This is a genomic window from Hymenobacter terrestris, from assembly GCF_013377905.1.
GTDB classification, from domain to species: domain Bacteria; phylum Bacteroidota; class Bacteroidia; order Cytophagales; family Hymenobacteraceae; genus Hymenobacter; species Hymenobacter terrestris.
Genome location: NZ_JABKAV010000042.1, coordinates 16765 through 27020, shown reverse-complemented (window position 1 = coordinate 27020; position 10256 = coordinate 16765). Strand labels below are relative to the sequence as shown.

The following is a 10256-nucleotide window of genomic DNA, read 5'->3' as shown; positions in this document are numbered from 1 at the left end:
CCGCCCATATTTCAGCGCCTGATGATTACGTTGCGCTGGCAGCAGCAGCCTGTCGCCTGGACGGGGGCCACGCCGCCTTCCATGCGCCGCAGCCCCCCGGGAATGAAGGCCCTGTTCGGGCCCGCAACCCCACCCCCCGACCCCCCCCCCGCCCGCCAACGCCCCGAACCCGTGCTGGCCGAACAGCCCGCCCCCGCCGAGGGCCCAGTTATTACGACCACCACTTACCGCGTGGCCCCCGAAAATCACCAGGCCTTTGCCTACTACATGGAGCAGCTGGGCCGCATCCGCCGCCGCGAGGGCGCCATCGGCTGGGGCCTGTATGCTGATCTGGCCGACCCCAACCGGCTTATGGAATACTTCCTTTCCGAGTCGTGGGAGGAGTATTTGCGCCAGCACCAGCGCGGTGTAGGCCGCGAGGAGGCCAAGCTAAAGGTGAGTCTGCGCCAGCTGCACGAAGGGCCCGAGCGGCCGCACGTTGCGCATCTGCTGGCCCAGCACTACCACCCGGCCGCCGGCCATCCTCCCATGCCACCCGGCAGCACCCGCCTGATAGCCAGCACCGCTGGCGAGGCTACGTAGATAGGCAGGATAAGTAGCACGAAGTTGGAATTTCGGGCCGCATACGATTCCCGTGAGAGCGGGCGTTAGCGGGTTAGAGGTCCAGCTGGTTTTTTCAGCTTTGGACGGAATAAATTCTTATCAACTGCTGTTGTCCAGATGCCCTGCCTACGCTACTTCGGCAAGGTAGTTGCCTACTTTAAGGCGCACTCTACCCCACCTATCCATGACTATCAACCTTCGACTTTTCCGCCGCTTTGCCGGCCTGCTGGCTGCCGGGCTGCTGCTGGCCGACACCGTTTCGGCCCAGAGCAGCGGCAACGGCCAGCGCGACGTGCTGCGCGAAATAACCGATGTGGTGGGCCTGAAGCCTCGCTTCCAGCTGCGCGCCACCAGCGAGGTGCAGAATGCGGCGGCCGTGGTGTATGGCGGGCAGCGCTACCTGCTCTACAATCCGCAGTTCGTATCGGCCGTTAACCGGGCCGGCCGCACCGACTGGGCCGGCATTAGCATTCTGGCCCACGAAATGGGTCACCACCTCAACGGCCACACGTTGCGCGCTGGCGGCTCGAACCCTACCGACGAGCTGGAGGCCGACGAGTTTTCGGGCTTCGTGCTACGCAAGATGGGCGCCAGCCTCGCCCAGGCGCAGGCCGGCATGGCTATAGTGTCGGATGAGCAGGCCTCCCCCACTCACCCCGGCCGTCGGACCCGCCTAACGGCCATCGGCCAGGGCTGGCAGCGGGCCAGCCAGCAGATTACGGCCAGCTCCCGCAGCGCCGCACCCTCGGCCGAGCCAGCCATGCTGGCCACCCAACCGGCACCAGTGCGGCAGGTAGTAGCCCGCCGGGCGTCGCCAGTGAGCGTGCTGGGTAAAATCACGTTTCAGGCCAAGCCTGAAGTCGATTTCTATGTAACCGACCGCCTGAGCGTAGTGCGCCTCGACCGGGCCGGACAGGCCGCCGAAGTCGTTGGCCGCCTCACTCGCTCCGAAAGCCTCAACTACCCCTACGTGCTCATCGACGGTCAGCAGCGCCGCCTCTACATCAGCCGCGCCGGCGAAATTGTCGACCCCAACGGCCGCCAGGTAGCCCTGCTCACAGACCCATCGTAGGGAGAGAAATCAGAGGGAGAAGTGAGTAAAGAATCATCATGCTGAGCGCAGTCGAATCATCTCTACTGATTCGTTGCAGTCGTTCAATAAAGCAGTAGAGATGTTTCGACTATGCTCAGCATGACGTTTTGTTTCCTATCAGCCGGCCGGCTTCCCTTGCGGGGAGCCGGCCGTTTATCTTTGGGGTTCACTTATCCTTCTGCTTGATGCCCGTTTACCCGTTTTTGCTGGTTGATGCCTTTACAGACACGGCCCTGGGCGGCAACCCCTGCGCCGTGGTGCTTGATGCCGACGAGCTGACCGACGCCCAGATGCAGCAGCTGGCGCAGGAGTTCAACCAGTCGGAAACGGCCTTTGTGCGCCGCTCGGCGGTGGCCGAATTTGGGGTGCGCTACTTCACGGCGGGCGAGGAAATTCCGCTGGCCGGCCACCCCACCATTGCCACCCTCACGGCCCTGCTGCACACCGGCCGCCTGCCTTACCCCACCAACGGCCGCCCCCTCGACTTACACCTGGAGTTGCTGCACGGCCCCGTAGCCATTCGCGTTTCGCCCGCCGAAACCGGCCAGCCCCACCTCATCCGCATGACCCAGCGCCGCCCCGAGTTCGGGCGGCTACACGAGCCGGCCGAAGTACTGCCCCTGTTCGGCCTCACGCCCGCCGACCTGCTGCCGGGGGCCGTGGTGCAGACGGTGAGCACCGGCACGCCCCAGCTCATGGTACCGCTACGCGACGCGGCCACCCTGCGCCGAGCGCACTTGCCCAACCCAATGGCGCTCGATGCCTACCGTCGGGCCAGCGGCTTTTTCAGCTCCCACCTGTTTTGCCTCGAAGGGGCCACGCCCGCCGGCACCACCTTCGCCCGCCACTTCTGCACCCCACCCGACCTGCCCGAAGACCCGGTAACCGGCTCGGCCACCGGCGGCATGGCCGCCTACCTCTGGCACTACGGCCTGCTTTCCACCCCCGATTTTATTGCCGAACAGGGCCACTGGATGGGCCGCCCCGGCACGGTGCACGTAGCGGTGCAGGGTCCGCCCGATGCCATCGAGGCAGTTCACATCAGCGGCCAGGGCGTGGTAGTGGTGCAAGGCGAGTTAAGGTTATGAGCGGAAAGGGAAGGATGACAATCCGAACGTAGTAGGGTGCGGGACTTGTCCCCGCCCGCCGTCGAACGATTCAGACCCGGACCGTTCAACGGCGGGCGGGGACAAGCCCCGCACCCTACTTCGTTCTTTCTAACTCAGGCTATGTGGATACCCGCGCCGCACATTTTACCCGGCTGTCTGTTTATGCATGAAGGGGCCGTTAGACCACTCTTTCCAACTCGCAAAGTCATCAGCATTCCAACTACCAAATGCCCGAACTACCCGAAGTCGAAACCTACCGCCGCTTCCTGGATGAACTGGTAGTAGGCCAGAAGATTAGCACCTTTGAAGTACTGGACGCCCATGTGCTGGGCACGCCCGAAGACACGTTGCGGCCGGCGCTGGTAGGCCGCACTATTACAGGTACCAGCAGGCTGGGCAAAAACTGCTTTCTGCTACTCGACGACGGCCGGGTGCTGGTGCTGCACTTCGGCATGAGCGGCGACGTAGGTGCCTACCGCGACGCGGCCGATGCGCCCCGCTTCACCCGCGTGGCCCTGCACCTGGATTCGGGCCTGCGCGCCGCCTTCGTCGACCCGCGCAAATTCGGCCGTATCCGGCTAGCCGAAAGCGTGGCCGCCTACCAGCAGGCCAAAAAGCTCGGTCCCGATGCGCTGGAGCTGACCGTGGCCGAGCTAACCGACAAGCTGGCCAAACGCAAAACGCTGCTCAAGCCTCTGCTGCTCGACCAGCGCCTTACGGCCGGCCTCGGCAACTGGATTGTTGATGAAGTGCTGTTCCAGGCCAAAATCCACCCCGAGCGGGTAGCCAACACCCTCACGGCCGCCGAGGTAAAGCGCCTGCACGCGGCCATTCAACTAGTCCTGACCACGGCTATTGCCGCCGAGGCTAACTACCGAAACTTCCCGGCCAGCTTCCTCATCCATGCCCGCGAATGGGACGAGTCGGCCACGCCCGGCACCGACGCCCACGAGTTCTGCCCCCGACACCCACGCACCCGCATCGAGAAGAAATACGTGGGCGGCCGGGCCACTTACTTCTGCCCCAAGTGCCAGCCAGAGCCGGCGGAGTAGCTGCGGTTGATATAATAGACCGTCATTCTGCTGAAGCAAGGGCCTTATCACACGAGGTCGGCCGTAACAACGGCTGGCTCTTGCGTTATAAGGTCCTTCCTTCGTCGGGATAAGATGTGCTCTTCTCCCTTACCTATTCAAATTCCTCATTATTCCTTTTCTCGGCGCGGCGGTTGAGGGTGGTGAGCCAGGAACGGGTGATGGGCGACTCGCTTTCGTAGCCGAAACGGCGGGCGTCGCCGCGGTTAGTGTCGGGGGCGGGCAGGGCCTGGTTAACCCAGGCGAGCAGGTTGGCGGTGGTGCCGGGCAGCAGGCCGTGCAGACCCGAAAGCAGCTTGGCGGGCAGGCTGAGGATGATTTCGGCGTCGCCGCGGCGACAGGCGTTCCAGATGCGGCGGGCGGCGTTGTCGGCATTCATCGAGAGGGCCGGCAGCGAGTCGGCCACCGTGAACCAGGCGTACTCCTGGCGGTGCCGGCCCTTAATGATGGCGTGGCGGGCACTGCCGGTGCGCAGCAGGCCGGGGCACACGGTGGTGACGCGCACGCCATATTGCAGCAGCTCGGCCCGGAAGCTTTCCGAGAGGCCTACCAGCGCAAATTTACTTGCGCAGTAGGGAGCCAGATGCGGCACGGCCACTTTTCCACCTACCGAGGCGATATTCACGATCCGGCCTTCTCCCCGCTGGCGCATACTGGGCAACACGGCCTGCATGGCGTGCAGCGGCGCCCAGAAGTGAGTGTCCATCGAATCTTCGAACTCGCGCACATCCATATTGTCGAGTGGGCCGGCCGTGATGATACCGGCATTGTTGACCAGCACCTCAATGGGCCCGAGCTGCTGCTCCACATCGGCCACCAGCTGGCGCACCTCATCAGGTTGGGTTAGGTCGCAGACGAAGGCGCGAACCAGCCCGGAGCCAACAGCGGCCAGCTCGCGACGGGCTTCTTCCAGCTCGTCGGCGTCGCGGGCGCAGATGGCCACGCGGGCCCCTTCGGCCACAGCCTGCCGGGCCAAAATGAGGCCTAGGCCGCGCGAGCCGCCGGTAATGAGCACCGTACGGCCAGCCAGCTCGAAATTGCCGCGGCGGTTGGCGTAAAGCGTAGCAGCCAGTAGCCCGGCACCGGTCGCGGCAGCCATGAGCAATGAATTTCGGGTATCAGATTTCATACAGCGAATAGATTTAAACGAAAGGATAATAGGCTGTAAGTGTTTCGGAGCCGAAAGGTTACAGGCCGGTCGGCCGATTGTTTTTTTTAGGCCATTTAAGGGAATATAACTTTGCCGCTGCGCGTTGGTGGCAGTGGTTCGCTGAAACTGGCACCATCTTTACTGTCCCTTTGCGCCCCGCCCCTGGTTGCGGACCGTTTTCCGACTTTACTTTCTTGCTATTGACTTCTTCGCTTATGAAAGCGCCCTACCTGCTCGCCACTCTCTTCACCCTCACGGCCGCCCCCGCCCTGCTGGCCCAAACGGCCGGCCGACCCAAACCAGCGGCCCGCCCGGCCGCTACGGCCGCCCCCGCGCCGGCTCCCAAGCTCGATGAGGGCAAAATTGCCGAGCGCGCCACAGCCCTCACGGCCAACATGCAAAAAGCCCTGGGCCTCAACCCGCAGCAAATGGCCCGGGTGGGCCAGATAAACCTGATTAGTGTGCGCGGCGTGGAAACCGCCCGCTACACTTACCGCCAGAACGTGCGCAAAATGGGCGGCGTTATCGAGGACATTGGTCAGGCCCGCATGGCGCAGCTTAAGGAAGTGCTCAGCCCGGCTCAGTTCGACAAATACCAGCGCAAGCGCGAAGAGAAAATGGGCGTCCCCAGCTCCCAGGGCATCCAGGGCAACCCCGTTCCCGGCATGCCGGGCCAGGAGTAGCGGTTAGCGAACAGAACGTCATTCAGAGCGCAGCGAAGAATCGCGCGTGCCAAAGTAAACCCTAACGACAGGGCTACTACTGCATGCGAGATTCTTCGCTGCGCTCTGATTGACGTTTCGCTCTAGCCACCAAAAAATATCTGCCAGCTCAGCTTCAGAATGAAGGCGCTGACCATCAGCAGAAACAGCACCCGCACGAAGCCCGTGCCGTGGCGCAGCGCCAGATGAGCACCCAGCGTGGAGCCAACGATATTGCTGACGGCCATGGGCACTGCGGCGGCCCACAAAATCTGGCCCGAGGCGGCGAAGTAGATGAGGGCCGTAAAGTTGGTAACGGCGTTGACGAGTTTGGCAGAGGCCGAGGCCGTGAGGAAATCGTAGCCGAACAGGCCCACGAAGGCGAACAGCAGAAACGAGCCCATGCCGGGCCCAAAAAACCCGTCGTAGAAGCCCAACACCAAGCCCAGTGCGGCCCCGTAGTACGGCTCGCGGCTGGCCGGCAACCGGGGCGCATGGATGCTGCCGAAATCCTTGCGCCAGAAGGTATAGGCGGCAATAAGCACCAGCAAACCCAGCACCAGCGGCGGCAGCAGCTCCTGGGGCAGCTTGCTTACCACCCGCGCCCCCAGAAACGAGAATACGCCCGCTACGGCCGCCGCCGTACCTACTGCCCGCCACCGCAGCGGCACCTGCCCGGCGTAGCGCCGCAACGCTGCCACCGTACCCAGCAACGACGATACTTTGCCCGTACCCAGCAGCGTGGGCACCGGCACGCCCGGCAACAGCACCAGCAGCGCCGGCAGCTGAATCAGCCCGCCCCCGCCCACCACGGCATCAATCAACCCAGCCAGAAAGGCGAACAAACACAGCAGGGCAAGCGTGGTAGCAGTCAGCATAGGGCCGCGAAGGTAAGCGGCGGCAGGAAATGTGCTTCAATGGGTGGGAGAAGAACCGGCACAGGAGTGAAAATAAACAGTCATACTGAGCGAAGCGGTAGAGATGCTTCGGCTTCGCTCAGCATGACGAGCTGAGGATTGTTGACTTTATTCCTGCCCAACCCTTTGTACCCGCCAGCAACCGGCACCGCCGCCGGCCGTACAGCTTGGCTTATGACCGAACAACTCTCGCACCGGCAGAAAATGCTCACGTTTGGCGCCGTGCTACTGGCCATGTTTCTGGGGGCCCTCGACCAAACCATCGTCAGCACCGCTTTGCCGCGCATCGTGGACGACCTGCGGGGGCTCGACCGGTTTACCTGGGTCGCCACTTCGTACCTGGTGGCCAGCACAGCGCTGGTCCCCATCTATGGCAAGCTAGCCGATACCTACTCGCGGCGCACCATCGAAATTATTGCCGTGAGCGTGTTTTTGCTGGGTTCGGTGCTGTGCGGACTGGCCGGCGAGTTCGGCACGTTGCCGTTACTGGGCGACGGAATGACGCAGTTGATTGTTTTCCGGGCCATCCAAGGCCTGGGCGGGGCGGGGCTGTTCGCCATGGCCTTCATCGTTATTGCCGACCTGTTTCCGCCGGCCGAGCGGGGGCGTTACCAGGGGTTTGTGGGGGCCGTGTTCGGCACCTCGTCGGTGCTGGGGCCGTTTCTGGGCGGCTTCCTCACTGATAACGGCACCGACCTGATTCCAGGCGTAGCGGGCTGGCGACTGGTGTTCTACGTGAACCTGCCGCTGGGCGCGCTGGCGCTCTGGTTCATCATCACCCAGATGCCCCCACTGCGCCCCCGCATCGCGCCCAAGCCACTCGACTACCTCTCGATGCTGCTGCTGATTCTGGGCCTGGGCTCACTGGTCATCGGCCTGCAGCTCAACAAGAACGAGTATGGCTGGACCGACCCCGTTACGCTGGGCCTGCTGTCCTTCGCGGCCCTGATGCTGCTACTGTTCGTACGCCGCAGCCTGCGCCACCCCAACCCTATCCTGGCGTTCAGCCTGTTCAAAAACCCGGTGTTCCGGACGGCCAACGCGGCGCTGTTCCTACTGGGAGGGGCTTTTCTGGGGCTCATTATTTTCGAGCCGCTGTTTATGGTGAACGTACTGGGTGAATCGGCTACCAGTGCCGGCGTGAGCCTGATTCCGCTGTCGATGGGCGTGGTGACGGGCTCGTTGCTGGCGGGACAAATGGTATCGCGCTACGGCCACTACAAGCGCTGGATGCTGGCCGGGCTGGTGGTGCTGATGGGCGGCCTCGCGCTGTTGGCCACCATGCCACCCACCGTCGAATACAAACAGGTGCTGGTGTACCTGCTGATTTGCGGAGTGGGCTTGGGCCCGAGCATGCCGCTCTACACACTAGCCATCCAAAACGCCGTCGAGCCGCAGTTTATCGGGCAAGCCACCTCGGCCAGCCAATTCTTCCGGCAGATTGGTGGGGCCATTGCGGCCTCTATTCTGGGAGTGATTCTCTCGCTGGGCCTGAGTAGCGTGCTGCCCGCCGCCGGTCCGGCGGGCGGCGTGGCCCCCACGGCCGCGGCGGCCCAGGCGGCCCCGGTAGGCGAAGGTCCGGTGGTAATGCCGGCTGGCACGCCCGCTTCGCCGGAGCTAAAAGCCGCGTTTTCGGAGGCCATTTCGCAGGTGTATCTGGTGACGCTGCTGCTGGTGGCCGGGGGCTTCGTGATGACGCTGTTCGTGCCCGAGCTGCCGCTGCGCAAAACCAACGAGGAGGCTCCGCCGGTGAAGGCAAAGTAATGGCAGCCTGCTATTTTCGCGGCTTTCCCTGCTAACTTATGACCGGTCCTGACCCCGCCACGCTTTACCCGCTACCGCACCACCGGCGGCTGGTTTTTCTCCGCAACTTCATCACCCGGCCCAACATCGAGGTAGGCGACTACACCTACTATGATGATTTCGACGACCCCGCCAATTTCGAGCGCAACGTCCTCTATTACTTCGATTTTACTGGCGACCGGCTTATCATCGGGCGATTCTGCGCGCTGGCTTCGGGGGTGAAGTTTATCATGAACGGGGGCAACCACGAAACCGCGCCGGTATCCACGTTTCCATTCGCCATTTTCGGCCATGGCTGGGAAGCCGCCATGAACGGGCAGTCGGTGGCCGTCAAATACCCGTCGAAGGGAGATACCGTAGTGGGCCACGACGTCTGGATCGGGCATGAGGCGACCATTATATCCGGTATCGAGATTGGCAACGGGGCAGTAGTGGCCAGCAAAGCCGTGGTAACGCGCGCCGTGCCGGCCTACGCCATTGTGGCGGGCAACCCCGCACAAGTGATCCGCTACCGCTTCGATGAAGACACCATTGCGCGGCTTCAGAAGCTGGCGTGGTGGCACTGGCCGGCCGAAAAAATCACCCGCCACCTAGCACTATTGAATGCGGCTGACGTGGAGGCCCTGGAGCGCGCCGAATAAGCAGGTGGGCCTGCCAGAACTTCCCGCACTGACCGAGGGTTATGGCAGCTATGAATTATTCCAACCTGACTCCCCCCTCCGTGCCTACTAAAATTCAACTCAGCGTGCTCGACCAGTCGCCGGTGCCACTGGGGCGCACGCCGCGCGAGGCGCTGCTGCACACTGTGGAGCTGGCGCGGCTGAGCGACCGGCTGGGCTTCACCCGCTTCTGGGTGAGCGAGCACCACAACACCCGCACGCTGGCCGGCTCGTCGCCCGAGGTACTGCTGGGTCGTTTGGGGGCCGAAACCAGCCGCATCCGGCTCGGGTCGGGCGGCGTGATGCTGCCTCATTATTCGGCCCTGAAGGTGGCCGAGAACTTCCGCCTGCTCGAAACGCTGTATCCCGGCCGCATCGACCTAGGTATCGGCCGCGCCCCCGGCACCGACCGCATCACGGCCCACGCCCTCAACCCGCACAACACGTTCAGCGACCAGGATTTTGCCGAGCAACTCATGGCCCTACGCGCTTTCCTGCGCGACGACGTGGTGCCCGATACCATTCACGCCCAGGTAAAAGCCGCACCGTTTGTAGATACGGTGCCCGAAATGTGGCTACTTAGCTCCAGCGGCCAGAGCGGGCTATTTGCGGCCCACGTCGGGGCGGCCTTCAGCTTCGCCCACTTCATCAACCCCAACGGCGGACCGAAAATGGTGGAGTTGTACCGGGAGCGGTTCCGGCCTTCGCCCGAGCTGGCTGCGCCCCAGGCTAACGTGGCCATTTTCGTGGTGTGCGCCGACACGGCCGGCCGTGCCCAGTTGCTGGCCGATAATCTGGCGTTGCAGATGCTTAAGCTCGAAACCGGCCAGTTTACGCCCATCGAAGCGGCCGAAACAGTGAACGTGGCCGCCCTCTTGCCCGACCTGCAGGCCCGCCTGGCCTACCACCACCAGCGCATCATCAGCGGCACGCCTGACAAGGTGAAAGCCGAAATTGAGGCCCTGGCCGCCAGCTACGGCGTAAACGAAGTGGTAGCCGTCACTATCACCCACGACTACGATGACCGCCTGCGCTCCTACGAATTGCTGGCCGACGCCTTCGATCTTTCGGCAACGGTGGCATCGGCCCGGCCGGCTTTGGAGGCAGTGTAGCAGTGTCGGTTTCAACCA

10 protein-coding genes are annotated in these 10256 nt (G+C 63.3%); 8 read left to right on the top strand and 2 right to left on the bottom strand.

The annotated features are described in order from the left end of the window. The 4 genes from HW556_RS13095 to mutM form a co-directional block, all read left to right on the top strand. Positions 1–582 (top strand): MFS transporter (locus tag HW556_RS13095; RefSeq protein ID WP_176900545.1); only part of this gene is annotated, 582 nt, incomplete at its 5' end. A gap of 205 nt (positions 583–787) precedes the next feature. After that, positions 788–1675: a M48 family metalloprotease gene (locus HW556_RS13090; protein WP_176900544.1), complete on the top strand. Its 888-nt coding sequence runs from the start codon at positions 788–790 to the stop codon at positions 1673–1675. A 206-nt stretch (positions 1676–1881) separates the two neighbouring features. Beyond that, complete coding sequence (locus tag HW556_RS13085) at positions 1882–2784, top strand: PhzF family phenazine biosynthesis protein (protein ID WP_176900543.1); 903 nt, start codon at positions 1882–1884, stop codon at positions 2782–2784. A 248-nt stretch (positions 2785–3032) separates the two neighbouring features. Beyond that, positions 3033–3857, top strand: a complete 825-nt coding sequence (gene mutM / locus HW556_RS13080; RefSeq protein WP_176900542.1) for a DNA-formamidopyrimidine glycosylase — start codon at positions 3033–3035, stop codon at positions 3855–3857. A gap of 133 nt (positions 3858–3990) precedes the next feature. Here mutM and HW556_RS13075 read toward each other — a convergent pair whose 3' ends face one another. Further along, entirely contained in the window at positions 3991–4995 is a 1005-nt protein-coding gene (locus HW556_RS13075; protein WP_246289643.1) for an SDR family NAD(P)-dependent oxidoreductase, read from the bottom strand. A gap of 266 nt (positions 4996–5261) precedes the next feature. On the opposite strand from HW556_RS13075, the gene HW556_RS13070 reads away from it, so the two are divergent. Beyond that, positions 5262–5729 (top strand): hypothetical protein, encoded by a 468-nt coding sequence (locus HW556_RS13070; protein ID WP_176900540.1) that lies wholly within the window; start codon positions 5262–5264, stop codon positions 5727–5729. 122 nt (positions 5730–5851) lie between these two features. On the opposite strand, the gene HW556_RS13065 is transcribed toward HW556_RS13070, so the two are convergent. After that, positions 5852–6625, bottom strand: a complete 774-nt coding sequence (locus tag HW556_RS13065; protein ID WP_176900539.1) for a sulfite exporter TauE/SafE family protein — start codon at positions 6623–6625, stop codon at positions 5852–5854. 213 nt (positions 6626–6838) lie between these two features. Here HW556_RS13065 and HW556_RS13060 point away from each other — a divergent pair, with 213 nt between their 5' ends. From HW556_RS13060 to HW556_RS13050, 3 genes are read left to right on the top strand one after another with little or no spacing between them, the layout of a single operon-like run. Then, a complete protein-coding gene (locus HW556_RS13060) occupies positions 6839–8428 on the top strand; it encodes an MDR family MFS transporter (RefSeq protein ID WP_246289642.1) in 1590 nt (529 codons plus the stop codon). A 38-nt stretch (positions 8429–8466) separates the two neighbouring features. After that, positions 8467–9108 (top strand): CatB-related O-acetyltransferase, encoded by a 642-nt coding sequence (locus tag HW556_RS13055; protein ID WP_176900538.1) that lies wholly within the window; start codon positions 8467–8469, stop codon positions 9106–9108. A gap of 50 nt (positions 9109–9158) precedes the next feature. Then, positions 9159–10238 (top strand): LLM class flavin-dependent oxidoreductase, encoded by a 1080-nt coding sequence (locus HW556_RS13050; RefSeq protein WP_176900537.1) that lies wholly within the window; start codon positions 9159–9161, stop codon positions 10236–10238. Positions 10239–10256: the final 18 nt, after the last annotated feature.

Excerpts from the sequence above, each read along its gene's own strand:
- HW556_RS13090 (WP_176900544.1), top strand. The coding sequence starts at position 788 with ATGACTATCAACCTTCGACTTTTCCGCCGCTTTGCCGGCCTGCTGGCT.
- HW556_RS13085 (WP_176900543.1), top strand. The coding sequence starts at position 1,882 with ATGCCCGTTTACCCGTTTTTGCTGGTTGATGCCTTTACAGACACGGCC.
- mutM (WP_176900542.1), top strand. The coding sequence starts at position 3,033 with ATGCCCGAACTACCCGAAGTCGAAACCTACCGCCGCTTCCTGGATGAA.
- HW556_RS13075 (WP_246289643.1), bottom strand. The coding sequence starts at position 4,995 with ATGGCTGCCGCGACCGGTGCCGGGCTACTGGCTGCTACGCTTTACGCC.
- HW556_RS13070 (WP_176900540.1), top strand. The coding sequence starts at position 5,262 with ATGAAAGCGCCCTACCTGCTCGCCACTCTCTTCACCCTCACGGCCGCC.
- HW556_RS13065 (WP_176900539.1), bottom strand. The coding sequence starts at position 6,625 with ATGCTGACTGCTACCACGCTTGCCCTGCTGTGTTTGTTCGCCTTTCTG.
- HW556_RS13060 (WP_246289642.1), top strand. The coding sequence starts at position 6,839 with ATGACCGAACAACTCTCGCACCGGCAGAAAATGCTCACGTTTGGCGCC.
- HW556_RS13055 (WP_176900538.1), top strand. The coding sequence starts at position 8,467 with ATGACCGGTCCTGACCCCGCCACGCTTTACCCGCTACCGCACCACCGG.
- HW556_RS13050 (WP_176900537.1), top strand. The coding sequence starts at position 9,159 with ATGAATTATTCCAACCTGACTCCCCCCTCCGTGCCTACTAAAATTCAA.